This window comes from Rhizobium sp. NPDC090279 (assembly GCF_044769665.1).
In the GTDB taxonomy this organism is placed as follows: Bacteria; Pseudomonadota; Alphaproteobacteria; order Rhizobiales; family Rhizobiaceae; genus Rhizobium.
On record NZ_JBIVYI010000007.1, the window covers coordinates 362,645 to 388,533 of the forward strand.

Sequence of the window (25,889 nt, forward strand, 5' to 3'; positions counted from 1 at the left end):
AAGGACAAACAATCTGGAAAACAGCTGATGACGGGCAGAGTTTTCTAATCGTCGTCGGAGGTGAGGCGATCGATCGCGCGCCGATCCCGCTTCGTGGGCCTGCCGCTCCCCGGCGCCCGCAATGCCTGCTCGAAAGGGGTGAGGCGTTTTGCCTCATCGGGCGGCGGCGTCAGATCCTCGTAAAGCAGCCTGGCTTCCTCGAAGGGGCCTCGCCGTTCGCCGGCCGCGCGCACGATCAGGACGACATCACGACGCTCGAGGGAAAGCTCCAGCCGGTCGCCCGCCTTGACGCCAAAGCTCGGCTGCGCGACCCGTTCGCCGTTCACCCGCACGCTGCCGTTCTGCACATAGTGCTGCGCCAGCGAACGGGATTTCACCATGCGGGCAAAGAACAGCCATTTGTCGATACGCTGGCGCGAACCGGAAAATGGCTGTTTCTCGTCCGTCATGGCTTATTTCTTCATCTGCTCCTTGAGGGCAGCGAGCTTGGCGAAAGGAGAATCGGGATCGATCGGCTTTTCCTTGCGCGGCGGCTTGGCTTCGAAGCGCAAAGGCTGCGACGCGCCGCGATTGTTGCGGTCGTTCCTGTCATTGCGTTCACCACGCTCCTGACGATCGCCTCGGTTGCCCTGATGCTGCGGACGACCGCCTTCGCGGTTGCCGCGCGGACCCTTGTCGCCGCCACGTGCCTCACGATTGTCACGTCCATCGCGACGGTCACGGCCCTCGCGATTGCCTTCGCCGGCCGCCTGCTCGCCACCGCTGCGGCGATTGCCCTGTTGACCGCGACCCTCGCCCTGCTGACCGCGACGATCGCCATGGCCACGGCCGCCTTGACGCTGCTGATGGTCGTTGCGACCACCCAGACGCCAGAGCAGAACCGGCTTCGGCTCCACCGGCTCGGCGGCAACGGCCTCGGATTCAGGAGCTTCGGCAACTTCAGCCGCCACTGCCACCGGTTCCGCCGCGGCATCCGCAGCCGGAGCCGCTTCTTGCGTCACGGTCTCCGTTTCCTTAGCCGGCTCGTCGCTCGCGGCATCGGCATCGTCGTGATCGGCCCTTTCGGCCGCCGCATCCACGGCCGGCGCTGCCGCAACCGCGGCCGCATCCTGCTGCGCGAGGAAGGTCGTAGCCTCTTCGGCCTTTACCGAATCGGCGCGGTAACCGAGACCCTTGAGGATTTCCTCCATGTCCTCGAGCGTTGCGCCGAGAATAGAGAGCATCGCGGTCGTCGTCGTGAAGCGGCGGCCGTCATAAGCGCCGTCGGGGCGCGAAGCCTGGCCGGGCTTCCACTGCAACAGCGGACGGATGAGATCCGCCAGACGCTCGAGAATGTCGATGCGCACCGCGCGCTTGCCGAGGAACCGGAAGCCCGCGAGCTTGTAGAACATACGCTCGTAGCTCGGATCGGTGACAACGGAGGTACGGCCGGCGGCCAGAACGGGGATCAGGTCGCCATAGCCCGGCTTGTCCAGGCCATCGTTCTTCAGTGCCCAGAGCAGCGTGATGAGCTCGGCCGGAGCCGGCTTCAGCAATGCGGGCACGAAGATATGGTAAGCGCCGAAGCGAACGCCGTAGCGGCGCATGGAGGCACGCCCATCCTGATCCAGCGACTTCACTTCTTCCGTGACGTCGCGACGGAACAGAACGCCGAGACTTTCCACCAGCTGGAAGGCCAGCCCCTTGGCGAGGCCCTGCAGATCCTCTGCGCGCTGGAGATCGTCGAGCGGCTTCAGAATCGTGCTGATATGGTGGTTCACGAAACGCTCGATACGAGCGGCCACGTGATCGCGCGCATTACCCGTCAACTGCTCGTCAGCAAGCAGGATGACGCGCGGCCGCATGACGTGATCGCTGCCCGACAGGCGCGCCACGGGATCACCGAGCCAGCGCACGAGACCATCGGCACTGATCGCAATGTCGCCGTTGCCGGCCGCATGCATGCGGGCGGCACGCGCCTCGAATTCCAGCGCCAGCGCCTTCTGCGAGGCCGTCTGAACAGCCTTTGCATCCGGTCCTTCGGTGCCTGCGATAGGCGTGAACCGGAATCCGGTCAACTGTCCCACATGATGTCCCTCAACGAAGACATCTCCATTCACACTGATTTCAGCTTCCAGCATCGCATTCTCTCTCAGGCGCTTCATGAGCACAGATGTCCTGCGATCAACAAAGCGTTTCGTCAACCTCTCATGTAACGCGTCGGACAATCGATCTTCGATTTCCCGCGTCTTTTCTTGCCAGTGTGTCGGATCGGCAAGCCAGCCGGGCCGATTCGACACATAGGTCCAAGTCCTTATCTGCGCGATTCGTGCCGAAAGCGTGTCGATCTCGCCATCTGTCCGATCGGCGCGATGCACCTGTTCGGCAAGGAAGTCCTCTTTCACCGTGCCATAGCGCACGAGATCGGAAAAGAGGGTGGCAATGAGATCGGCATGCTGGGCGGGTGTTATGCGCCGATAGTCCGGAAGCGCACAGGCTTCCCATAATTTTTCAACCCTGGCCGGGCTGCTGGCTAAATCGACAATCTCCAGATCGCGTGACAGATATTCCAACGCCTGCTGGTCTACCGCAGGCAGCGCCCGCGTCAAGCCCTGCACGCGAGGCGCGTCTTCCAAACTGGCGCGCAACGCCGCGATCGAGGCGAAATCCAGAACCTTGCTGCGCCATTGCAGCACCTTCACCATGTCGAACTCGTGTCCCTCGATCCGGCGCACCAGCTCATCGTCGAACGGGTCGACCTGCCCCGTCGCGCCGAAGGTTCCGTCCTTCAGATGGCGACCAGCACGACCGGCGACCTGGCCGAGCTCGGCCGGATTGAGGTTGCGGAACTGATAGCCGTCGAACTTGCGGTCCTGGGCAAAGGCGACATGATCGACGTCGAGGTTGAGACCCATGCCGATCGCATCGGTCGCAACCAGATATTCGACATCGCCGGCCTGGTAGAGCGCCACCTGTGCATTGCGGGTGCGCGGGCTGAGCGCCCCGAGCACGACGGCCGCACCACCGCGCTGGCGGCGGATGAGTTCCGCGATCGCATAAACCTCGTCGGCGGAAAAGGCGACGATCGCCGTGCGCTGCGGCAGGCGCGTGATCTTTTTCTGGCCAGCATAGAACAGGTGTGAAAGCCTCGGCCGCTCAAGAACGGTAATGCCAGGCAGAAGCTGCTCGAGAATCGGTCGCATCGTGCCGGCGCCGAGCAGCAGGGTCTCGTCGCGCCCACGCAGATGCAGGATACGGTCGGTGAAGATATGGCCACGCTCGAGATCGCCCGCCAGCTGCACCTCGTCGATGGCGACGAACGAGGCGCGCGTTTCGCGCGGCATGGCTTCGACGGTGCAAACGGAGAAGCGTGCATTGGGCGGCGATATCTTTTCCTCGCCGGTAATCAGCGCGACATGCTGGGCGCCGACCTTTTCGACCACGCGCGTATAGACCTCGCGCGCAAGCAGCCGCAGCGGCAGGCCGATCACGCCGCTGCCGTGCGCCACCATGCGCTCGATGGCATAATGGGTCTTGCCGGTATTGGTCGGTCCGAGCACCGCGGTCACGCCGCGTCCGCTCAGGATCATGGGCTGCGAAGTCTGAGTCATAGGTCCGTGCATGGGCGAGAAACCGCCGTCTTCCGATCAGCATGTTCCTCCTGGAGGAAACGAACAGATGACGACCATATGTGACAAAGACAAGACCCAAATGAAAAAACAGATGCGGCAACATTCGATTTCATATTTGATCACCTCAACCATAAGCTACATTTGCTTTGCATCCCAAGCGAGTCCCGACGATTCCGGAACAGCTTGAGAACGAATCGGAGACGAATCGCTGACTCCGCATCGTTCCTTATTTGTTCACTACTACATATGGATTTCGATGAAAAGAATCCCACCAAATACTGAATCCCGCTTGCACAGCTTTTCCACGGGAAAGGAGTCAAGCGGAGAATCTTCAGCCAGCGAAATTCTGCATATTTTTATGGTTAACAACCTGTAAATAATGAGATTTCCCGTAAATCCACCGCTCGCATTAACATCTAGGTCAAATCCGGAACGAATCGGCGACGAATCGGAGGTTCCAGGCGATTCCGTTTTTGTTCCCCACAACATCTAGCGTTTTCTTGGCAAGGACATACCGGACTCTGAATGGTTGAGACCTGGATTCGGGTCGAATCTGCGATTGCGATTAACCTTTTAGCGAGCGCCGCTATAGTGAATCGAGAAATACACGCATAAGCTGTAGACATTAACGCTTCGACCAAAGCCGGAACGTATCGGCGACGAATCGCGGATAGGAGCGGGTATCGTGTTTGTTCACGGCTACATGTTGTATTTCGCCGGGACAGCATCTCGACGTAGGAGCCGGCAGGTACGGCGAACCTGTAAGCGGATTCGCTCCAAGTTAACCAATCGGCCTATGAAAGCGCCAACCGCGCAATCTGCCGCCGGTCCCGTTTTGCACTTCCGGCACGCCGAAAATAACCTCGCCGTTAACCGAAGTCCAAACACAGAACGAATCACCGACGAATCGCAGACATCAGGCCTTTCTCGTTTCGTTCACTGCAACCCATTGTATTTTAATTATATTTTAACCATAGGGACAAGTCTCGTAACACTCCCGAAGCCGTCGCGTGACGTGATCGCATTAACGTTTTTCTTGGCATCGAGACCATTCAGTCTCCGCATTTTTATTTCTTAGCCGGAACAATTATCGGGCACGCAAGTTTCTATGAGCAGAATTGAGGAACTCCGCCCATTCACTGGAAACAGATTTGAGCTGGAGTCGCTCGAAGCATAACGCCGGATCGAACGACGATATCGGCGGAATGCTCAAGCGATGGACATGGAGGAGACATATCATGCTAGGTACGGTATTGCTTGTCATACTGATTCTGCTGCTGATCGGCGCATTTCCCAGCTGGGGTTACAGCCGGGGTTGGGGGTATGGCCCATCGGGTGGTCTCGGGCTTGTTCTCGTCATTGTCCTCATTCTGTTATTGATGGGGCGGATCTGATCCGCAGACATTGTTCAAACCTCGCAACATCAGGGAGCTAACACCATGAAGAAGATCATCGTCGCGATCGCCCTCGTCGGCGCATTGGCGTCGTGCACGTCAACGGAAAAAGGCACGGCCATCGGCGCCGGCACCGGCGCGCTGATCGGCGGCGTGGCCACGCACAGCTGGGGCGGTGCCGCAGTCGGCGCAGTCGCTGGCGGCCTAGTCGGCAACCTCATCGGGCGGTCTGAAGATCGCCGCGGCTACTGCATCTATCGCGACCGTTACGGCCGCCGCTATGAGGCTCGCTGCCGCTAAGACCGGCATGATCTGACCGATCGTCATTAGCGGCCGGTCAGAACCCGTTCTTGAAAAAAGTCCAGGGGACGATAGTTCCGCCAAGGGCAATCCCCTTCCCGCGCCATCGGCCGCGGGAAGGGAGCAGTGTTTCGAGAAAGGAACGGCATCATGGCCGCAATCATCGCAAGCATTGCAGCACTCGCGCTCATCGGCACCACCTTCTACGCGCTCTTAAGCGCGGCACGGGCGCGAGGCAAGGAGAAGCAGCAGGCCGCATTGGAAGCCGTCATCCTGGAATTCAAGCCCAGGCAGCGACAGCAGGCAAATTCAAACCGGGGCTGATTGCCGGGCTGGCCCGGTGATTCCGTCTATCCCATAAGCGAGATGGAGCGGTTCAGCCTCTCGCGAAAGCTCTGAACCGCTCCATCGCATTCCCTTCACGCAATTCCGGACGGAAAATCGCCATGCAATTTTCCCGGAATAGTCTTTAGACGAAGAATTGGCCGCCATTGGCCGTGATCGTCGATCCCGTGATGAAACCGGCATCGTCGCTGGCAAGGAAGACCGCGATGCGGGCGATTTCCTCAGGCTCGCCGAGGCGTCCCACGGGGATCTGCGGGATAATCCGCTCGTTCAGCACCTTTTCCGGCACGGCCAGCACCATTTCCGTGCCGATATAGCCTGGGCAAATGGCGTTGACCGTAATGTTCTTCGCCGCCCCTTCCTGTGCAAGCGCCTTGGTGAAGCCAAGATCGCCCGCCTTGGCGGCGGAATAGTTTGCCTGCCCCATCTGCCCCTTCTGACCGTTGATCGAGGAGATGTTGATGACGCGGCCGAAGCTGCGGTCGCGCATGCCCTGCCAGACATGATGCGTCATGTTGAACAGGCCGGTGAGGTTGGTGTTGATGACCTCGTGCCACTGCTGCGGCGTCATCTTGTGGAACATGGCATCGCGGGTGATGCCGGCATTGTTGACCAGGACTTCGACATGGCCGAGATCGTGCTCGATCTTGGCAATGCCCTTGCCGCACGCCTCGTAGTCGGTCACATCCCATTTGTGGACGGAGATGCCGGTCACATCGTGGAAAGCCCGGGCTTTTTCATCGTTGCCGGCATAGGTCGCCGCCACCTTATAGCCCGCATTGTGCAACGCCATTGAAATGGCCGCCCCAATGCCGCGCGTCCCTCCGGTTACCAATGCCACTCTGCTCATGTGCCACTCCCCTTTTTTGCTGCGAACACGGGACGCCCGAATGCCGGGTCGCCCGCTCCGCTTTCACCACTTCTTTCGGAAAATCCCGTTCGGGACGCCTTAGAGCATGATGCCGAAAAGTGTGAGCGGTTTTCGGAGGAAATCATGCTCTACTTCCTTGATTCTAGAGCGGATTCAGATTTTAGGTCGAACAGACCTAAAATCACCCGGTTCTAGAGCGCCTCGAAGCACATAGCGACCCCCATGCCGCCGCCGATACACAAGGTGGCAAGCCCCTTGCGGGCGCCCCGGCGCTTCATTTCGAACAGCAGCGTGTTGAGGACGCGGGCGCCGGAGGCACCGATGGGGTGGCCGATAGCGATCGCGCCGCCGTTGACATTGACGATCGACGTATCCCAGCCAAGATCCTTGTTGACGGCGCAAGCCTGGGCGGCGAAGGCCTCATTGGCCTCGACGAGATCGAGATCGTTGACGGACCAGCCGGCCTTTTCCAGCGCCTTGCGCGAAGCCGGAATCGGCCCGGTGCCCATGATCTGCGGATCGACGCCGGCCGTTGCCCAGGAAACGATGCGGGCAAGCGGCTGGATGCCGCGGCGTGAGGCTTCCGCCTCGCTCATCAGCACGGCGGCGGCGGCACCGTCATTGAGGCCGGACGCGTTGCCGGCAGTGACAGAGCCCTCCTTGTCGAAGGCCGGGCGCAGCTTCGTCATGGCGTCCATCGTCGCGCCGTGGCGAATATATTCGTCGGCGTCGACCGTGACGTCGCCCTTGCGCGTCTGGATGGTGAAGGGAACGATCTCGTCCTTGAAGCGACCGGCCTTCTGCGCGGCTTCCGCCTTGTTCTGCGAGGCAACGGCGAACTGATCCTGCTCCTCGCGCGAAAGCTGCCATTGACGCGCGATATTTTCGGCCGTGATGCCCATATGATAGCCGTGGAAGGCATCCATCAGGCCGTCCTTGATCATCGTGTCGATCATCTTCATGTCGCCCATCTTGGTGCCCGAGCGAAGATGCGCGGCATGCGGCGCCATCGACATGGATTCCTGGCCGCCGGCGACGATGATCTTCGCGTCGCCCGTCGCGATCTGCTGCAGGCCGAGCGCGACGGCGCGCAGGCCGGAGCCGCAAAGCTGGTTGACACCCCAGGCGGTCGCTTCCTGCGGAATACCGGCCTTCATCGCAGCCTGTCGGGCCGGGTTCTGGCCTTCGCCGGCCTGAAGCACCTGGCCGAGAATCACTTCATCGACTTCCTTGGCGTCGACGCCGGCGCGCTCCAGCGCACCCCTGATCGCGACAGCGCCGAGTTCATGCGCGGCAACGGTCGCAAAAGCGCCGTTGAACGAGCCGACCGCAGTGCGGGCAGCGCTGGCGACGACGATGGATGAACTGCTCATGGAAGCCTCCTCACAGAATGGACATGTATATGAGGCGAAACTGTCAAAGCTTTGCGTCCGAGTCAAACGCAAGAATTTTCGCCGCGCAGATTTCACGAAGCTGTCACCGCGTTCAAAAAAATCCGATCAAAGGAAAGGGCTTGCCGCATCGCACAAAGCGATTGTCACCAAGCTTCTTTTGCGTCTACACTCCGTGGTGGAGGAATTTCCATACAATCCATACAATCAGACGGGGCCAGGAGACTGATAATGGCAAAGAATGAGGGCCAGATCGTAATCAAGAAGTATGCCAATCGCCGCCTGTACAATACCGGCACCAGCACCTATGTGACGCTGGACGATCTGGCGGAGATGGTAAAGAAGGGCGAGGAATTCATCGTCCAGGACGCCAAGAGCGGTGAAGAGATTACGCATTCGGTCCTGACACAGATCATTTTCGAACAGGAATCAAAGACCGGCAACACGCTGCTGCCGATTCCCTTCCTGAGGCAGTTGATCGGCTATTACGGCGACCAGATGCAGATGGTCGTGCCGAGCTTTCTCGAGCACTCGATGCGCGCCTTCACCGAGCAGCAGACCCAGATGCGTGAGCAGATCAATCGCGCATTCGGCGAAACGCCGCTTGGCAAGAACCTGCAATTGCCCATGCAGATGGTCGAAGAACAGGTCCGCCGCAACACCGAAATGTTCCAGCAGGCCATGCAGATGTTCTCACCCTTCATGCAGCCGCCCGCCAAGGAAAGCCGAAAGGCCGAAGCGAAAGACATCGACGAGCTAAAGGAACAGCTCCGCGCCATGCAGAGCAAGCTGGATAGTTTGTGAGATAAGACGGGCCTGAAAAATCACCCGTGCGTTCGTGGAGAGTTTCCCCCCTCTGTCACTAACGTGACATCTCCCCCACAGGGGGGAGATCGGTAGCTTGCAGAACCCTCTCGCCTTAAATCATTGGCGCACCTGGTGAAGCTAGCCTATCAGTTCATTCCAGGATGGGGTGGCATATTCCCAACAATCTCCCCCTTGTGGGGGAGATGTCCCGAAAGGGACAGAGGGGGGTATCAGAGCCGCGCCATACCAAGAGACGGCGTTCCTTCCGCCCGTATAGCCTGCCTCAAGCACACACCCGATCAAAACAGAAAAAGGCCGGCGAACCGCCAGCCTTTTCATTCATGCCATCAAGGCAGCGCTGAAATTATGCGCTTTCCTTCGGCGTCAGAACCTGACGGCCGCGATACATGCCGGTCTTCAGGTCGATGTGGTGCGGGCGACGCAGTTCGCCAGAGTTCTTGTCTTCGACGTAGGTCGAAGCCTTCAGGGCGTCAGCAGAGCGGCGCATACCGCGCTTGGACGGGCTCGTTTTTCTCTTCGGTACAGCCATTCTCGTTACTCCATGTACGGACGAAACATATCCCCGGCCAGCAAGGCGGCCGAAACAGATATGCATCAATTTCGGAAATTGGGCCGGCTTATACATGGCTTACCGGGCTTTGACCAGTCCCTTCCAGCATTTTTTGCCCGCCTCGGCGGATTCCCGAATATTCGGCGCCGACTCGCCAGTCAGGCTTCGTCCTCCGGCACGATCCATGTTTCCTTCAATGCCGCCTCTTCCCATTTCTTCCAGGCGGGCAGCGCCTTCATCGCGGCCATATAGTCCCGTGTGTCGGCCGCAACCGCTATGTCGTATTTTTCCAGACGGCTGACGACGGGCGCAAACATGGCATCCGCGCCAGAAAACACGCCGAACAGGAAGGGGCCGCCGGAGAAGGCTCGCGCTTCGCGCCAGATCGTTTCGATACGGGCGACATCCTCCATCACCCCCTCGGGCAGATCGAGGGGGCTCACCGGGCGGCGCATGTTCATCGGGCAGGCATTGCGAAGCGCTCGGAAGCCCGAAAGCATCTCCATGCTGTAGGAGCGCGCCAGTGCGCGCGCCTGTCGATCCTTGGGCAGCAGTCCAGCCTCCGGGAAGAGCTCCGCCACATATTCGATGATGGCAAGCGATTCCCAGACCTTGAGGCCGCCGTGGACCAGCATCGGCACCTTGCCCGTCGGCGACACCTCGCGGATGCGCGGATTACCGCCGGGAAAATCGAAGGGGATCAGCACCTCTTCGAAAGGAATGCCGCAACCCTCCAGCGCGATCCACGGCCGGAGCGACCAGGAGGAATAGTTCTTGTTGCCGATATAGAGGGTAAGCTTGTCCATGATCGCATGTTTCCTTTGTTAGTCCCGCAATTGGAAGACGAGGAGCTCCTCGAAATGGTTCATGTCCGCGAACGAGCAGAAGGCCGGCGGCCGCAGCTCGAGAACAGGCACCTCCGTGCGAAGCGTGGCCGCCACCTCGTCCAGCATCGCCTGCCAGCGCGGAAGAGCCTCGTCGGCCAGTCGCTCGATGACATAGGTGAACGTGATGTGAAAAACATAAGTCTCGTGATCGGGATGGCGATAGCCCAGGAAATCCGCAAGGGCATTGCGCCAATCGCGCATAATCTTACGATCCTTTTCGGTGGCGCCGGCAACCACCAGACCGCTGGGTCGCGCCTTGATCACGGTCACCTCGAATGGATCGCGTCCGGAAAAGGCCTTCAGCCGTTCGCCCATGATCTCCGTCATCTGATCGATCGGCGTGTCGAGCGCGACGTCCGCGGGCCAATAGGGCTGGGCGCGGCGATATTCGATGATCCCCTGGAACAGGGTCATGTGCAGGCTGGAGATCGGTGTGAAGGCGAATTGCCCGGCCTCCGGCATGTCGAGATATCTCTGTCGCGCCGCGACGATCGCGCGCTGTGTCGGTGAGCCTTCCGACAGATGACAGACGACCGTGTTGCCGGGCTCGGGCTGGAAGATACCTGAGCGATCATAGCGCGTGCCGAGATGGCGTGGCGGCGCCGGATGCAGGCTTTTGGAGTATTGGAGCAATTCGGGCGAGAAGGCGTCGAAATCCATGGGTATCCGATCATCATTGGCAGATCACCCGCCCTTACGTCATGGCCAAGAATGCCAGATGACAACAAGCCGATCGAACGACAAGTTCTGATCTCAATCATAAAGGCATTTGATGTATGCGTCGGCATTCCTGGCACGCCGCTGGATCAGCGAGGCGAGCTGGCTAAGCCCCCGCCCCGGCTTGCTCGCCACCCGATCGATCGGGTTCGGAAGCGAGACCGCAAGAAGCGCCGCCTGACGGGCTGTGAGCTTGGAGGCAGGCACCTTGAAGTGATAGCGCGCCGCCGCCTCGATGCCGTAGATGCCCGGCCCCCATTCGGCGACATTGAGATAGATTTCCATCATCCGGCGTTTCGACCAGACAGCCGAGGCGGAAACCGCCAGCGGCAGCTCCAGCGTCTTGCGCACGAAGGAACGGCTGTTCCATAAAAACAGGTTCTTCACCGTCTGCATCGGGATCGTGCTGCCGCCACGGGTGGATTTGCCGCCCAGCGTCTCCTCGACGAGAACCAGCATCTCGCCCCAATCGACACCGCCGTGAAAACAGAACTGCCCGTCCTCCGAGACCATGACGGATTTCACCAGCACCGGCGCGATTTTATCCAGCGGGACCCAGCGACGGTCATATCCCTGAAGAGTGACGGCATCGCCGATCATCAGGGTGGAAACGGGGTGGATGAACGGCAGCAGATAGACGACGATGAAGAAATAGGGCAGCAGCAGGACGCCGATCACGATGAGGACGATGCGTTGCCAAAGCGGCCTGGCCCCGAAGCGCGCAAACAGGGAGGACCGTTGCGGCACGTCGGCTTCCTCCTCCTGATCAGTCGATATGTCCAATTGCCGAAGGTCCACGTTGGCTCCATCCCGGACGCCTCTGGATGCAGCCGGGAAACGCACTGATGTTGCACTCGTCATATCGTCTACATGGGGTGATGACCAGAGTGCGGTGCGAATCCCCAGCCGGCTGTCGACAATTGTCGTTGCCAGCAACCGCCTCTCATGCCAAACAGCGGCCATGGACAGCACCCATTCTTCATTCGAACAGCGCCTCAGGGACAATGCCGGCAAGGTCGAAGCTCTGCTGACCCGGCTTCTCGGCAACGCCAGCCTCGACGACGAGATCGTCCGTCCCGACCGGCTGCTGAGCGCGATGCGGCATGGCGTTCTGAACGGCGGCAAGCGGCTGCGTCCCTTCCTCGTCATGGAATCCTCGGCCCTTCTCGGCGGCAATGCGGAGGCGGCTCTCAGGATTGGCGCCGCGCTCGAATGCGTGCATTGCTATTCGCTTGTCCATGACGACCTGCCGGCCATGGACGACGACGATCTGCGCCGCGGCCAGCCGACGGTGCATATCGCCTTCGATTACGCAACGGCGATCCTGGCGGGCGACAGCCTGCTGACCTATGCCTTCGACATCATCGCTGCCCCGGAAACGGAGCTGCCCGCCGACCGGAAAATGGCGCTTGTGCTGTCGCTGTCGCGCGCGGCCGGCATCGGCGGCATGGCCGGCGGCCAGGCCCTCGATCTTGCCGCAGAGAAAGAGACGCCGGATGAAAACGGCATCACCACGCTGCAAGCGATGAAAACGGGCGCACTGATCCGCTTCGCCTGCGAGGCCGGCGCGATCATTTCGGGCGCCTCGGTCGAGGACCGCAAGCGCCTGCGGACCTTCGGCGAAAAGATCGGCCTCGCCTTCCAGCTTGCCGACGATCTGCTCGACCTGACGGCCGACGCCGCCACCATGGGCAAGGCAACCGGCAAGGATGCCGCGCGCGGCAAGGGGACGCTCGTTGGGCTGCACGGCCAGGAATGGGCCGAGGCGACGCTTTCAAAGCTGGTGAGCCAAGCCGCCGACCTGCTGTCCGACTACGGGGACAAGGCGGATATCCTCATGGAAACCGCTCGCTTCGTCGCGAACCGCAAGAGCTGATCCCGGCTGCGGCATCGCCGACCTGCCTGGCGGCGGGTAATTTATCTTCCGCCGAGCACAAGCTCCTGGATGCGGAAAAAACTGCCCGGCGGGATGGCGCCGTGCCTGCAACATCCGTTCAGCTGCTACAGCCACCCATTCAGCTGGGGAATGTCACCATCACAAGAATCCATTGCTTCGGCGGGTGATTTCCGCCGTATTTTATGACAGGTTGCCGATACGAGATCGGCCCGAAGACGCAGAATTGTTCGCGCCGGCCAATGCCCCCGGGAATGTCCTCCATGCATGAAACGCTTGCCTACCTGCCGCAGATCCTGCCGGCCTATATCGCCTATATCATCGCCGTCGTTAGCCCCGGCCCCGCTATCATGGCGATCATCGGCACATCGATGACCCATGGCCGCAAGGCCGGCATGACCCTCTCGCTCGGCATCTTCGGGGGATCGCTGACCTGGGCGATTGCCGCGGCGGCCGGCCTCGCCACGCTGTTGCAGACCTATGCGATGGCACTGGAGGTTCTGAAGATTTTCGGCGGGCTCTATCTGCTTTATCTCGCCTACAAGGCTTTTCGGGCTGTGCGGGCAAGTGGCGACGTCCTGACCGCCGCTACCGAAACAAAGGCTCCGACCTTCAAGTCACTGGTTCTGCGCGGCTACGGCATCCACGTCACCAATCCGAAGGCGATCTTCGCCTGGCTGGCCATCATCGCGCTCGGCATGCCGCAGGGCGCGCCCGCCTCCGTGGCGGCGCTGATCGTCACCGTCTGCTGCGCGACCGGTTTCCTGGCGTTCATGGGTTATGCGGTGCTGTTTTCGACACCGCATGCGCTGCGAATCTATCGCAACGCGCGCCGCTGGATCGAAGGCGCCATGGCCGGCTTCTATTGCTTCGCCGGCATCAAGCTGCTGACAAGCAATATGTAGCGTGACGGAGGCGGTTACTCCGCCGCGATGGTCTTCTGGCCGAAGCGCTTCTCGATATAGTCGGCAACAAGCGCTTCGAAGTCCGAAGCGATGTTCGGACCACGCAAGGTCATCGCCTTCTGGCCGTCGATGAAGACGGGGGCAGCCGGGCTCTCGCCAGTGCCGGGGAGCGAAATGCCGATATCGGCATGCTTGCTTTCGCCCGGGCCGTTGACGATGCAGCCCATGACGGCGACGTTCAGCGCTTCCACACCCGGATACTTCTCGCGCCAGACCGGCATGTTCTTGCGGATGTCGTTCTGGATATTCTGCGCCAGTTCCTGGAACACTGTCGACGTCGTGCGGCCGCAGCCGGGACAAGCCGCAACGACGGGGATGAACTGGCGGAAGCCCATGACCTGCAGCAGCTCCTGCGCCACCTGCACTTCGCGGGTGCGGTCACCGTTCGGCTCGGGCGTCAAGGAAACGCGGACCGTGTCGCCGATGCCGTGCTGCAGTACATAGCCCATAGCGGCGGACGAGGCGACGATGCCCTTGGAGCCCATGCCGGCCTCGGTCAGGCCCAGATGCAGCGCATGGTCGGAACGCTCCGACAGCATGGAATAGACGGCGATCAGATCCTGAACCTGGCTGACCTTGGCCGACAGGATGATGCGGTTTCGCGGCAGGCCGATTTCCTCGGCGAGATCAGCCGAGATCAGCGCCGACTGCACGATGGTCTCGCGCGTCACCTGCCGGGCCGACAGCGGCGAGCCCTCGGCGGCGTTCTTGTCCATCAGCGCGGTCAACAGGTCCTGATCGAGCGAACCCCAGTTGACGCCGATGCGCACCGGCTTGTCGTAGCGGATCGCCATCTCGATGATCTCGGCGAACTGCTTGTCCTTTTTGTCCTTGAAGCCGACATTGCCGGGATTGATGCGGTATTTCGCCAGCGCCTCGGCACAGGCCGGATGATCGGCCAAAAGCTTGTGGCCGATATAGTGGAAATCGCCGATCAGCGGCACGTCCATGCCGAGACGCAGCAGCCGCTCGCGGATTTTTGGCACGGCGGCGGCACTTTCGTCACGGTCGACGGTGATGCGCACGAGTTCGGAGCCGGCTTTGAAGAGGGCAGCCACCTGGGCGACGGTCGAATCGATATCGGCCGTATCGGTATTGGTCATGGATTGCACAACCACGGGCGCGCCACCGCCGACGATCACGCCGCCGACATCGACGGCAACGGAGGAGCGGCGCGGTTTGGGGTCGAAATCACTGGCGGACGACATGGAAAACTCTCGCAGGCCTTTGAAACGGTATCTTTCAGGTGGATCACGAAACGGTCGTTGTCAACCGCTCCCGGCATCTCTTTTGATCAAGCCGATACCGACCAAAAATGACGAAATTAATGCTTGGTATCGCCGATGCCGTCAGCGTAGCGCGCCAGCGACGAGAACGCCAGCACGACGAGCAGCAGCACGGGCAGCGCCATCAAGACAGGCGAGAAGCCGACATGCTCAGCCGCGAAACCGATGGCCGACGGCGCGACCAGCATGCCGGAATAGCCGAGCGTCGTGACGACGGAGATGCCGATGCCCGGCTGCAGGCCCGGAATGTTGCCGGCGGCGGAAAAGGCGATCGGCACCATGTTGGAAATGCCGATGCCACAGAGCGCAAAGCCGAGGATGGCGATCTCCGCATTCGGAGCCAGCGCCGCGGTCAACATGCCGACAATGGCAAAGACGGTGCAGACACGCAGCGTCCTGATGGCGCCGAGCCAATCGCGGACGAAATCGCCGGCGAAGCGCATCGTCGCCATGGTGGCCGAGAATGCGGCAAAGCCGAAGCCCGAGAGCGCCACCGACGCGCCCTTTTCCTGGCTGAGATAGAGCGCGCTCCAGTCGAGCACCGCACCCTCCGGCACCATGCAGAACAGCGCGACTACGCCGAGCAGCCAGGGCAGCGGGATCATCGGCAGCTTCGCCTTCGGCCTGGCCTCATCGTGATGCGGCTGGTCGCTGAGGACCATCGGCCAGGCAACCACCAGAAAAACAACGGCGATCGCGGTCGATGCCTCGGCATGGCCGAGAACGCCCCAGCGGGCGATCAACAGGCCGCCGATCGCCGAGCCCAGCAGGCCACCCAGGCTCCAGAAGGCATGACAGGAGGACATGATCGCCCGTCGCATGGATTTTTCGACCGAGACCGCATTGGCATTCATCGCCACGTCCATGGTGCCGACGAAGCCGCCGAAGAGGAAGAGGGCAACCGCAGCCGTCCAGACATTCGGCGCCAGAGTGAGCGCCAGAATCATCGGCAACAGCAGCACGGCGAGAATTTTGACGACGATGTGCGAGCCGCGAACCGCGATCTGTGCGCCGGCAAGCGGCATCATCACAAGCGAACCGACGCCGAAGACGAGGATCATCAGGCCCAGCTCGAATTTCGACAATTGCAGGCGCTCGGCGAACTCCGGAATTTTCGGCGCCCAGCAGCCGACCATGAAGCCGTTCAGCAGGAACATCAACGAAACGGCCGCGCGCGGTTTTGTGAAGAATCCGCTCCTACGCGCCTCAAGACCCTCGAATCCAGCCCTATCGTCCATGAAATTCCCCCCAAATCAGCGCCGCAGTCTATTTAAATCGATTGAAATCACAACGATCGAAAGCAGCCGCACCAGTCACATTTCGTCTCGCTCTGTTACTGCATAATTTCATCCTTAAAATCGGGATCGATTTAAGGATGAAATTATGCAGCAGCTTTAAAGTGCTACAGCGACCTTTGCGCGTCATATAGGACACACGGCGCTGCAGAACGGAGGCAAAGACGCCACAACCTCGAATAAATCATTCATATGTGCATGACATCGGCAAAATGTCCTATTGACGGCGAAAAAGTAGGCTCCTATCGGTTGAGGCCTGAAAGATTCTTCGGTCGGCCCGCTTCGGGCATCCTCTGGTGCATCCCGTGAAAAACCCCATCAGCTATGGCATCCTGCTTACGGTGTTTGCCTACATGCTGTTCACTGCCCATGATTCGGCGGTGAAGCTACTCGTTGCCTCCATCCCCGTCTGGCAGGTCCTGTTCATCCGAAGCTGCACCATCCTTGCCGGCTGCTTCGTCTTCGAAGGCCCCTCGCTGGTCCATAAGGTAGCGCGTTCGCCGATCATCAAGCCGATGATCGTGCGCAGCGTCATCATCCTGATCGCCTGGATTTCCTATTATTCGGCCGCCTCCTATCTGCAGCTCGCAGAGGTGACGACGCTTTATTATGCCGCACCGATCGTCGGCACCATTCTCGCGACCATCGTGCTGCGCGAAAAAGTCACCTTCGCCCGCTGGATGGCTGTCGGCGTCGGCTTCTGCGGCGTGCTGATCGCCTCCAATCCGGTGGGACTGTCGATCTCCTGGCCGGTCTACCTGGCGCTGCAGGCCGCCGTTCTCTGGGCAACCGGCATGGTGCTTTTGCGCAAGACGGCGCTGCACGAGAAGAGCCATATCCAGATGGCCGTCTCCAACATCATGTTCATCATCCTGACCGCCGGCATGGCAATCGCCCACTGGCACACGCCGACGCTCTTCCAGATCGTCCTGCTTGGCTTGACCGGCATCATCGCCGGCGCCGGCCAGCTGGCGCTGTTCGAAGGCATGCGGCAGGCACCCGTCTCGGTGCTGGCGCCGTTCGAATATACCTCGCTGGTCTGGGCCTTCCTGCTCGGCTACCTGATCTGGGGCGACATCCCCGGCGCCAATACATTTATAGGCGCCATTTTGATCCTCAGCGCCGGGTTCATCATCATTATCAGCGAGCGGATGAAGCGGCGGGCTGCGGCGGCTTGAAACCATATCTTGGTCGTTAGACAAACGTACCCTTGGCATCCTATGAATGATTAAAGGGAATGCGGACGGTTTAGCGAGATTTGGTATGACCTGGCGACTTCCATCGTTGAATGCAGCGCGATGTTTCGTCGCCGCGGGCGAGAGGCTCAGCTTCACAAAAGCCGCAGCCGAACTGCATGTGACGCAGAGTGCGGTCAGCCGTCAGGTTCAGTTGCTGGAGGACCAGCTTGGGTTTCAGCTGTTTCGCAGATTCACCCGTCGCCTGGAATTGACGGCCCAGGGCCAGATTCTGCTTCCTCATCTGAGAACGGCATTCCTAGAGATGGAGAAAGGAGTCCGCGAAGCCTCCGCTTATACCGAACGGTCGATCATCACGGTTGCCATGCCGCCGACCTTTTCCGTCCGCTGGGGAACCATGTGCATCATCGAGTTTCAAAAGCTGCATCCGAAAACGGAAATCAGGTTGCGGGTCGATAGCGAAGGCGTGGCGTTGGATAGCGGTCAGGTTGATGTTGCAATCGAATTCACCTACGCCAAACAACGACGACGCGGCGCCCAGTTGCTTTTCCGGGAAACCCTTGTCCCTGTCTGTTCGCCATCCTATGCCGTGACGCTAGCGGAACAGAATCCGGAAGAGTTGATTCGCAACGCTACATTGCTGCATGTCCAGCAATGGTCCGATCGCTATGGCGACTGGAAGAACTGGCTCGCCAAGGCGGGCTACCCGCATGTGCCGTACGAGCGCGGTCTCGTCTTTGAAACAGCCGATATGGTTCTCAACGCGGCCAAGCAGGGGGCCGGGATCGGCATCGGCGATCCGGCCTACATCCGCGGCGATATCGAGAGCGGCCTGTTGATCGCACCGTTTCCCATCACCGTCAGCTACGACCGCGGCTACTTCATAAAGACCAGGGAAGACGCCCATAAATCGGAAATCCAGGCCGCGTTCCTTGATTTCATGGTGCAAACATGCAGGTCGCTGCGCGACGTACAGCTTCCGGAGCACCATCGCGACATTTCAAGCCGTGCCGGCCTCTTGCCCCGCTAGGTGCTTTTCAGCAGACGGCCCTGGAGGATGAGCCTGCCGATGCTCACTCATGCATGCGTAATACTCATGCATAAACCGACAAATCATCGTTTGTCCAACCTCTGACCTTCCGCAATCATCACCTGGAAATGAGGCACGTCGCTCGGCGTATTTTTCCGGCGGCGCAGAACAGCCAGGGGATGCATGCCGTGGACGATTACTTCCGAAACAGACGCAAGATCGACCCTTCGCGGGGAGACCGGCTCGCCGATGGCACGCCGAACGACAATGACCGCATCGAGATCGGCCCCACGCGGCTTGCCTTTCGCGAATGGGAAGCAGCTGGCCTGACGATGCCCAATCTCCAGGCCATGCGTGAGTTCCGCTGGCGACGCCTGGTGGACGGACTTGTGTCGCGCGACATCGGCGGCCTGCTGATGTTCGATCCGCTCAACATCCGCTATGCCACCGACACGACGAACATGCAGCTCTGGAACAGCCACAACCCCTTCCGCGCCTGTCTTCTGTGTGCGGACGGGCACATGGTCATGTGGGAATACAAGCAGGCGCCGTTCCTCGTGACCTATAATCCGCTGGTCAAGGAATTGAGGCACGGCGCCTCGTTTTTCTACAACGTCTGCGGCGACGCGACAGAGGCGGATGCAGGCAGTTTTGCGGCGCAGGTCGATGAAGTGATGCGCGCCCATGCCGGAACCAATCGCCGGATCGCGGTCGACAAGATCATGGTGCACGGCCTTCGCTCCCTGGAACGCCTTGCCTTTGAAGTGCTGGAGGGCGAAGTCGTCACGGAGCGCGCCCGCGCCATCAAGGGCCCGGACGAAATCCTCGCCATCCGCTGCGCGCATCTCGCCTGCGAGAATGCCTTGGCCGAGATGGAAGCCTTCACGCGCGAAAATGTGCCGCTTGGAACGGTGAGCGAGGACGACATCTGGGCCGAGCTGCACAAGGGCAACATCCGGCGCGGCGGTGAGTGGATCGAAACGAGATTGCTGACCTCGGGCCCGCGGACAAATCCATGGTTTCAGGAGTGCGGACCGCGGATCGTCAACAACAACGAGATTGTCGCCTTCGATACCGATCTGGTCGGCTGTTATGGCATGTGCGTTGACATCTCGCGCACCTGGTGGGTCGGAGACGCCCGGCCGAAAAATAGCATGATTTCAGCCATGAACCATGCGGTGGATCATATTCGCGAGAATATGAGGATGCTGAAGCCGGGCGTCACCATCAAGGAACTCACGCATGGCGGCCACCAGCTTGCGCAGCAGTATTGGAAGCAGAAATACTCCTGCAAGATGCATGGCGTTGGGCTGTGCGATGAATGGCCGTTCGTGCCCTACCCGGATGCCTGGGTCGAAGGCGCTTTCGATATCGCGCTTGAACCGGGAATGACGATTTGCGTCGAGGCGCTGGTGAGCCCGGAGAATGGCGATTTCTCCATCAAGCTCGAGGATCAGGTCCTGATCACTGAAACCGGCTACGAGGACCTGACGCGCTATCCCTTCGATTCCCGTCTCCTGTTCTGACGCGCGTCGCGGATCGCCAGCAAGCCATTTTCCAAACCGAAATTGAAGCAGCAACCCAAAGACAGGAGGTCTTTAATGATGAAAAATCTGGTCGTTACCGCCATGTTTGCCATGGGCGTCTGGGCGCTTGCCGGATCCGCCCAGGCCGCGGAATGTGGCGATGTCTCCATTGCCGAAATGAACTGGGGATCGGCAGGCGTTGCCGCCCACGTGGACAAGATCATCCTGGAAAACGGCTACGGCTGCCACGTGTCGCTTGTCACCGGCGATACGATGCCTACCTTCACATCGATGAACGAGAAGGCCGAGCCGGATGTGGCTCCGGAACTTTGGATCAATGCGGTTCGTGCTCCGCTGGACGCAGCGGTCAAGGAAGGCCGCCTCATTGAACTCGCCCCGATCCTGAGCGACGGCGGCGTCGAAGGCTGGTGGATTCCCAAGTTCATCGCCGACGCCCATCCAGAGATAACCACCGTCCAGGAGGCGCTGAAGCATCCCGAACTGTTTCCCGCCCCCGAGAACCCTTCGCACGGCGGCATCATGAACTGCCCTTCGGGGTGGAATTGTGAAATCGTCACCAGCAATCTCTACAGGGCGCTCGGCGCGAAGGAAAAGGGCTTCGATCTGGTCGAAACCGGGTCCGCCGCCGGAATGGAAGGCTCGATCGCCAATGCGTTCGAAAAGAAGACCGGCTGGCTGGGATACTACTGGGCGCCGACCATGGTCCTTGGAAAATACGACATGGTGAAGCTCGACTTCGGCGTGCCGAACGACAAGGCCGAATGGGACCGATGCACCGCCGTCGCCGACTGCCCGCAACCCAAGGTCAACTCCTATCCGGTATCGGAAGTGATCACCACGGTCACCAAGCAGTTCGCGGACAGGGCCGGCGTCGCGCTAGACTATCTGAAGGCGCGCAGGTGGGACAATCATACCGTCGGCAAGGTGCTTGCCTGGATGGACGCCAACCAGGGAACCAACGAGGACGGCGCGAAATACTTCCTGCAGAACTACGGAGACATGTGGACCAAATGGGTCTCCCCCGAGGTAGCCTCAAAGATCAAGGCCTCGCTTTGATGTCTCCGGATGCCGAGCGGCGTGAAATTCGCAGCCGGTGCCGAATGACCGAAATGCCAATTTGAACACAAACTGAAGTCGGTCACCTAAGGCGGCCGACTTTTTTGCTATGCTGGTTAAGCTAATCCCGCCTCGCAACAACCACCAAAGAGACTAGTGCGGTCGCAGACTGATGCGTCAGCGGCTCAGAGGCACAGCTAGACACAATGAGCAAGACCCTCTTCTACTCCCGCGGGGAAACCACCACCCCTCCCCCTCTTGAGAAAAATATTCGCAATTGCCCATTTATCTCGCAGTTTTCTACGCTTCCGCGATGCAATTTTTCTGCGATGTATGCGACATTGAATGAAACCGCTCCAGAAACGGAAGAAAACGATGAACTGGTTGAAGACTGTTGCCGCCGCCGCCCTCGTGCAGGCCGCGTTTCTCCTGCCTGCCCATGCCGGCGACAACCTCAAGGCGATCCAGGCCGCCGGCGTGCTGAAGGTCGGCACGGAAGGCACCTATGCGCCCTTCACCTACCATGACGAGAGCGGCAAGCTCACCGGCTTCGATATCGAGATCGCCGAGGCCATCGCCGCCAAGCTCGGCATCAAGGCGCAGTTCCTCGAAGGCAAGTGGGACGGCCTGATCGCCGGTCTCGACGCCAACCGCTACGACACCGTCATCAACGAAGTCGGCATCACCGATGCCCGCAAGCAGAAATATGACTTCTCCGATCCCTACATCGCCTCCAAGGCCGTGCTGATCGTCAAGGACAGCAACACCGACATCAAGGATTTCCCCGATCTCAAGGGCAAGAAGGCAGCGCAGTCGCTGACCAGCAACTTCGGCAAGCTCGCTACGCAGTCTGGCGCCGAGCTCGTCGGCACCGACGGCTTCGACCAGTCGATCCAGCTCGTGCTGACCGGCCGCGCCGATGCGACCATCAACGACAGCCTCTCCTTCCTCGACTTCAAGAAGCACAAGCCAGATGCGCCTGTGAAGATCGTCGCCCAGCAGGCCAATGCCGATTACTCCGGCGCCATCATCCGCAAGGGCGAGCCGGAACTGCAGGCCGCCATCAACAAGGCGCTGGCCGATATCAAGGCAGACGGCACCTATGCCAAGATCTCCGCCAAGTACTTCGGACAGGACGTTTCGAAGTAAGGGGAATAGGCAGCGACATAAAACTGTGAAAAAGATGCGTCCGGGGTCATCTCCGGACGCATTCTATTATCGAAAGGCGCTTCTCCTTGGAGCACTGGTTGCAACTGATGTGGGATTCACTGGGCTCGCTGCTTTGGGCAGGGCTCGTCTTCACCATCCCCCTCACCCTCATCACCTTCGTTCTCGGCCTGCTGCTCGGCCTTATCACCGCCGTCGTCAGGCTGTTCGGCCCGCGGCCGCTGGTGGCCGTTGCGCGCTTCTATGTCTGGGTGATCCGCGGCACGCCGCTTCTGGTGCAGCTCTTCGTTATCTTCTACGGCCTGCCGAGCCTCGGCATCCTGCTCGACGCCTTTCCGGCCGCCGTCATCGGTTTTACGCTGAGCGTCGGCGCCTATACGTCCGAGATCATCCGCGCCGTCATCTCCTCCGTGCCCAAGGGCCAGTGGGAAGCCGCCTATTCCATCGGCATGAACTGGCGCCAGGCGATGAGCCGCACCATCCTTCCGCAGGCGGCCCGTGTTGCCGTGCCGCCGCTGTCGAACACCTTCATTTCGCTGGTCAAGGATACGTCGCTTGCCGCCGCCATCACCGTGCCGGAGCTGTTCCAGGCCGCGCAGCGCATCGTCGCGACCACCTATGAGCCGTTGATCCTCTATATCGAGGCCGCCATCATCTATCTCGTCCTCAGCACCTTCCTCTCGACGCTGCAGGGCTACCTCGAACGCCGTTTCGCCCGTTCCGGCGGCACGCTGGAGGCACAGGCATGATCGAGCTCCAGCATATCGAAAAACGCTTCGGCGACAATGTCATCCTCAAGGATATCAGCCTCGTCTTCCCGGAAGGCACGGTGACGGCGCTTGTCGGCCCCTCGGGCGGCGGCAAGAGCACGCTTCTGCGCTGCATCAACCTGCTTGAAATCCCGACTGCGGGCACCATCCGCATCGGCGACGAAACGGCCACCTTCCAGCCGGGCAAGAAGCGCGCCTGGCAGGAGATCCAGAAAATCCGCCGCCAGACCGGCATGGTCTTCCAGAATTTCCAGCTCTTTCCGCATCAGACCGCCATCGGCAACGTCATGGAAGGGCTTACGACCGTGCTGCGCTGGCCGGCCGACAAGGCACGCGCGCGCGCCGTCGAGCTTTTGACCAAGGTCGGCATGGCGCACAAAATGGATGCCTGGCCCTCGACGCTCTCGGGCGGCCAGCAGCAGCGCGTGGCGATTGCCCGCGCACTTGCCCCCTCGCCGCGCGTGCTCCTCTGCGACGAGCCGACCTCGGCGCTCGATCCGGAATTGGCGGCCGAAGTTGTCGATGTCCTCGGCAAGCTTGCCAATGAGGGCACGACCATGGTGATGGCGACGCACGACCTGCGTCTCGCCTCGAAGATCGCCAACAATGTGGTCTTCCTGGAGGCGGGCAACATCGTCGAGACCGGCTCCTCCCGCAGCATCTTCGGCGCGCCGGCGCAGGAGCGGACCAAGCAGTTCATCTCGACGCTGAACGCCGGCCATAGCTACGACATATGAGCGACAACACCCCTCGCGCGTGAAGAGGCGCATTGACGCCGCGCGGCTTTCCCCTTAGCTTTAGTGCCATGAACATGGCATTGGTCATCGTAGTGGTAGGAAGGCGCATGGGCAGGATGGTGTAACCATCCGGCGAAAGCTCCCATGCGCGGTAAGCAGGCTCCTGACGGGGCCTTTTTTATTGCCCGGAATCCGGGCGGCGCCTCGTCAGATCTTCCTCCGTTTCCCCACTCGCAAGATGGACAAGACCATGACGCGCAACGAGAGCCGCATCAAAAGTTCAGCCACGCAAACAATTGAAAATCCAGATCCCGAAAGGGCGCGGCCGCGACTGACGACCCTTATCCTGCTTTCGGCGCTTGCCGTGCTGCCCGTTAACATCATCCTGCCGTCGCTGCCGAAAATCGCTGCGGCATTCCACGCCGATTTCGCCCTCGTGAATCTCTCGGTTGCCGGCTTCTCGTTTGTGACAGCCTTTCTGGAGGCGATCGGCGGCGCACTATCGGATCGGTTCGGCCGCCGGCCGGTTGTCCTGGCATCTCTCTCCATCTTCATCGTCGCCTCCATCGGCTGCGTTCTGGCGCCCAATATCGGCATCTTCCTGCTGTTCCGCATGATGCAGGCGTGCATCGGACCCTGCTATTCCGTCGCCCTCGTCGTCATCAAGGAAACATCGGACGAGCGCGAAGCCGCCAGCAAATTCGGCTATCTCGCCATGGGATGGGCGCTTGCTCCCATGGTCGGCCCTCTGTTCGGTGGGACACTGGACGAGCTTTTCGGCTGGCAATCGATCTTCGTCGTCCTTGCCGTCCTCGGCATGGCTGCTTTCGTTCTTTCGACACGGGAATTGAAGGGATCGCGAGCGCCCTCATCGGGAATGAGCAGGAACTACCTCGCCTCCTACGGCCTGCTGCTGCGTTCGACAAGGTTTTGGGCCTACACTCTCTGCATGGCCTGCTCGATGGGCGTGCTCTACATCTTCCTCGGAGGTGCGCCGCTGACCGTGGGCGATACCTTTGGCGGGTCGAGCGCCATGCTCGGTTTCTACATGGGCCTGGTTCCCGCCGGCTTCATTCTCGGCAGCTATCTCGCCGGTCGCTACGCCTCGAAATTTCCGCTCGGCGCCGTGCTTGTCATTGCGCGGCTTCTGACCTGCATCGGCCTGGCGTTCGGCCTCGCTTTGTCGCTTACGGGCATGACGCAGATTTGGGCGCTCTTCGGCCCCTGCATCTTCATCGGCCTCGGCAACGGCCTGACCATGCCGGCTGCCAACAGCGGCGCAATGTCGGTCCGATCGGATATGGTTGGAACAGCCGCGGGGCTCGCTGCCGCCATGCGGATCGCGGGCGGCGCGCTGATAGGCTCTATTGCCGGGCTGTTTCTCGCGCGGTCAGCGACAATCCATACCCTCTTCACGCTGATGCTGATATCCGCCTTGCTCGCGCTGCTGGCGGCACTCTGGGCCGCCGTAGTTGAGAAACCAAGGTAGCAACCTACCCGATGCGTTTGCTCATATGGACGAGAAAACCATCCTTGAGCGGCTCTTCGCGATCAATCGCATAGCCGTTTCGGAGATAGAGCTGCACATTCTCGACAAAGCGCCTGTTCGTATAGAGCCGAATATCGGTCACGCCGAGCGATGCGGCGACCTGCTCGGCATGAGCAAGCAACGCCTTGCCGATACCCCGTCCCTGATGGCGGGGCAATACGGCGATATTCTCGATCAACAGATGATCGGCGTCCGGCACCATCTCGATCAAGGCCGCAAGCTCGCCCTCGGCCTCCAGCAAGTCGATGCGATGCTTGCGCACGGCCTCGGCATAGTCTGCCGTCATCGGCAAAGGTTCGCGGCCGATGAGGGGCACCCATTTGCTGTAGGCCTCGCGCGTCAAAGCGCGAATGGCACCGACATCGGCATCGGTGGCCGCGCGCAAGGAAATCGCTCCCGTCATTCCTCCGCCTCCATGGCCTCCCGAGATTCGACATGAAACGCTAGATACTTCCGCCGCGACCGCCGGAAAACTCCCACATCTTGACCGGCGGCCCATTCGG

Annotated in this window: 25 protein-coding genes; 14 read left to right on the plus strand and 11 right to left on the minus strand. The window is 60.5% G+C overall.

Translation table 11 applies throughout. From position 1 onward, the window contains the following. Positions 1 to 44 precede the first annotated feature (44 nt). Positions 45 to 449 carry an RNA-binding S4 domain-containing protein gene (locus ACIQWP_RS19775; RefSeq protein WP_402790810.1) on the minus strand — a complete coding sequence of 135 codons (405 nt, stop codon included), beginning with the start codon at positions 447 to 449 and terminating at the stop codon, positions 45 to 47. Between the two features lie 3 nt (positions 450 to 452). Next, entirely contained in the window at positions 453 to 3,590 is a 3,138-nt protein-coding gene (locus ACIQWP_RS19780) for a helicase-related protein (RefSeq protein ID WP_402790813.1), read from the minus strand. Between the two features lie 1,259 nt (positions 3,591 to 4,849). Here ACIQWP_RS19780 and ACIQWP_RS19785 point away from each other — a divergent pair. From ACIQWP_RS19785 to ACIQWP_RS19795, 3 genes are all read left to right on the plus strand, one after another. Further along, complete coding sequence (locus tag ACIQWP_RS19785; protein WP_168812441.1) at positions 4,850 to 5,005, plus strand: DUF3309 family protein; 156 nt, start codon at positions 4,850 to 4,852, stop codon at positions 5,003 to 5,005. 45 nt (positions 5,006 to 5,050) lie between these two features. Beyond that, positions 5,051 to 5,305 (plus strand): YMGG-like glycine zipper-containing protein, encoded by a 255-nt coding sequence (locus ACIQWP_RS19790; protein WP_402790818.1) that lies wholly within the window; start codon positions 5,051 to 5,053, stop codon positions 5,303 to 5,305. A 150-nt stretch (positions 5,306 to 5,455) separates the two neighbouring features. Beyond that, a complete protein-coding gene (locus ACIQWP_RS19795) occupies positions 5,456 to 5,629 on the plus strand; it encodes a hypothetical protein (protein WP_402790821.1) in 174 nt (57 codons plus the stop codon). 145 nt (positions 5,630 to 5,774) lie between these two features. Here ACIQWP_RS19795 and phbB read toward each other — a convergent pair whose 3' ends face one another. Together phbB and ACIQWP_RS19805 are read right to left on the minus strand one after the other, a co-directional pair. Then, positions 5,775 to 6,500 (minus strand): acetoacetyl-CoA reductase, encoded by a 726-nt coding sequence (gene phbB / locus ACIQWP_RS19800; RefSeq protein ID WP_402790824.1) that lies wholly within the window; start codon positions 6,498 to 6,500, stop codon positions 5,775 to 5,777. Positions 6,501 to 6,712: 212 nt separating this feature from the next. Next, entirely contained in the window at positions 6,713 to 7,894 is a 1,182-nt protein-coding gene (locus tag ACIQWP_RS19805) for an acetyl-CoA C-acetyltransferase (RefSeq protein ID WP_402790827.1), read from the minus strand. A 249-nt stretch (positions 7,895 to 8,143) separates the two neighbouring features. On the opposite strand from ACIQWP_RS19805, the gene phaR reads away from it, so the two are divergent. Beyond that, complete coding sequence (phaR, locus tag ACIQWP_RS19810; protein ID WP_402790830.1) at positions 8,144 to 8,716, plus strand: polyhydroxyalkanoate synthesis repressor PhaR; 573 nt, start codon at positions 8,144 to 8,146, stop codon at positions 8,714 to 8,716. 367 nt (positions 8,717 to 9,083) lie between these two features. On the opposite strand, the gene rpmF is transcribed toward phaR, so the two are convergent. The 4 genes from rpmF to mtgA form a co-directional block, all read right to left on the minus strand. Beyond that, a complete protein-coding gene (rpmF, locus tag ACIQWP_RS19815) occupies positions 9,084 to 9,269 on the minus strand; it encodes a 50S ribosomal protein L32 (RefSeq protein WP_006724402.1) in 186 nt (61 codons plus the stop codon). Between the two features lie 179 nt (positions 9,270 to 9,448). Next, on the minus strand, positions 9,449 to 10,096 hold the full coding sequence (locus tag ACIQWP_RS19820; RefSeq protein ID WP_402790851.1) for a glutathione S-transferase family protein: 648 nt from the start codon (positions 10,094 to 10,096) through the stop codon (positions 9,449 to 9,451). An 18-nt stretch (positions 10,097 to 10,114) separates the two neighbouring features. Next, positions 10,115 to 10,837, minus strand: a complete 723-nt coding sequence (locus ACIQWP_RS19825) for a DUF1868 domain-containing protein (RefSeq protein WP_402790854.1) — start codon at positions 10,835 to 10,837, stop codon at positions 10,115 to 10,117. A gap of 93 nt (positions 10,838 to 10,930) precedes the next feature. Then, entirely contained in the window at positions 10,931 to 11,677 is a 747-nt protein-coding gene (mtgA, locus tag ACIQWP_RS19830) for a monofunctional biosynthetic peptidoglycan transglycosylase (RefSeq protein ID WP_402790856.1), read from the minus strand. 178 nt (positions 11,678 to 11,855) lie between these two features. Between mtgA and ACIQWP_RS19835 the strand changes: the two genes are divergently transcribed. Both ACIQWP_RS19835 and ACIQWP_RS19840 read left to right on the plus strand, forming a co-directional pair. Continuing rightward, positions 11,856 to 12,770, plus strand: a complete 915-nt coding sequence (locus ACIQWP_RS19835) for a polyprenyl synthetase family protein (RefSeq protein WP_402790859.1) — start codon at positions 11,856 to 11,858, stop codon at positions 12,768 to 12,770. A 281-nt stretch (positions 12,771 to 13,051) separates the two neighbouring features. Further along, positions 13,052 to 13,693, plus strand: a complete 642-nt coding sequence (locus ACIQWP_RS19840) for a LysE family translocator (protein WP_402790862.1) — start codon at positions 13,052 to 13,054, stop codon at positions 13,691 to 13,693. Positions 13,694 to 13,707: 14 nt separating this feature from the next. On the opposite strand, the gene ispG is transcribed toward ACIQWP_RS19840, so the two are convergent. Both ispG and ACIQWP_RS19850 read right to left on the minus strand, forming a co-directional pair. Next, positions 13,708 to 14,961: a flavodoxin-dependent (E)-4-hydroxy-3-methylbut-2-enyl-diphosphate synthase gene (ispG, locus tag ACIQWP_RS19845; protein WP_402790865.1), complete on the minus strand. Its 1,254-nt coding sequence runs from the start codon at positions 14,959 to 14,961 to the stop codon at positions 13,708 to 13,710. A 116-nt stretch (positions 14,962 to 15,077) separates the two neighbouring features. Beyond that, positions 15,078 to 16,277, minus strand: a complete 1,200-nt coding sequence (locus tag ACIQWP_RS19850; protein ID WP_402790868.1) for an MFS transporter — start codon at positions 16,275 to 16,277, stop codon at positions 15,078 to 15,080. 362 nt (positions 16,278 to 16,639) lie between these two features. On the opposite strand from ACIQWP_RS19850, the gene ACIQWP_RS19855 reads away from it, so the two are divergent. The 8 genes from ACIQWP_RS19855 (at position 16,640) to ACIQWP_RS19890 (ending at position 25,326) form a co-directional block, all read left to right on the plus strand. Further along, the gene (locus ACIQWP_RS19855; RefSeq protein ID WP_402790871.1) at positions 16,640 to 17,512 is read left to right on the plus strand and encodes a DMT family transporter; all 873 of its coding nucleotides are present in this window, start codon (positions 16,640 to 16,642) and stop codon (positions 17,510 to 17,512) included. Positions 17,513 to 17,558: 46 nt separating this feature from the next. Continuing rightward, positions 17,559 to 18,560: a LysR substrate-binding domain-containing protein gene (locus ACIQWP_RS19860; RefSeq protein WP_402790874.1), complete on the plus strand. Its 1,002-nt coding sequence runs from the start codon at positions 17,559 to 17,561 to the stop codon at positions 18,558 to 18,560. 188 nt (positions 18,561 to 18,748) lie between these two features. After that, positions 18,749 to 20,086, plus strand: a complete 1,338-nt coding sequence (dddP, locus tag ACIQWP_RS19865) for a dimethylsulfonioproprionate lyase DddP (protein WP_402790876.1) — start codon at positions 18,749 to 18,751, stop codon at positions 20,084 to 20,086. Between the two features lie 78 nt (positions 20,087 to 20,164). Next, complete coding sequence (locus ACIQWP_RS19870; protein ID WP_402791041.1) at positions 20,165 to 21,163, plus strand: ABC transporter substrate-binding protein; 999 nt, start codon at positions 20,165 to 20,167, stop codon at positions 21,161 to 21,163. Between the two features lie 375 nt (positions 21,164 to 21,538). Next, on the plus strand, positions 21,539 to 22,312 hold the full coding sequence (locus ACIQWP_RS19875) for an amino acid ABC transporter substrate-binding protein (RefSeq protein ID WP_402790879.1): 774 nt from the start codon (positions 21,539 to 21,541) through the stop codon (positions 22,310 to 22,312). Positions 22,313 to 22,398: 86 nt separating this feature from the next. Continuing rightward, positions 22,399 to 23,079 carry an amino acid ABC transporter permease gene (locus ACIQWP_RS19880; RefSeq protein ID WP_402790882.1) on the plus strand — a complete coding sequence of 227 codons (681 nt, stop codon included), beginning with the start codon at positions 22,399 to 22,401 and terminating at the stop codon, positions 23,077 to 23,079. Continuing rightward, a complete protein-coding gene (locus ACIQWP_RS19885) occupies positions 23,076 to 23,837 on the plus strand; it encodes an amino acid ABC transporter ATP-binding protein (RefSeq protein ID WP_402790885.1) in 762 nt (253 codons plus the stop codon). Before ACIQWP_RS19880 ends, ACIQWP_RS19885 begins: the two co-directional genes overlap by 4 nt. 250 nt (positions 23,838 to 24,087) lie before the next feature. Then, positions 24,088 to 25,326 carry a multidrug effflux MFS transporter gene (locus ACIQWP_RS19890; protein ID WP_402790889.1) on the plus strand — a complete coding sequence of 413 codons (1,239 nt, stop codon included), beginning with the start codon at positions 24,088 to 24,090 and terminating at the stop codon, positions 25,324 to 25,326. Positions 25,327 to 25,330: 4 nt separating this feature from the next. Here ACIQWP_RS19890 and ACIQWP_RS19895 read toward each other — a convergent pair whose 3' ends face one another. After that, a complete protein-coding gene (locus tag ACIQWP_RS19895; protein WP_402790892.1) occupies positions 25,331 to 25,789 on the minus strand; it encodes a GNAT family N-acetyltransferase in 459 nt (152 codons plus the stop codon). Between the last annotated feature and the right edge of the window lie 100 nt (positions 25,790 to 25,889).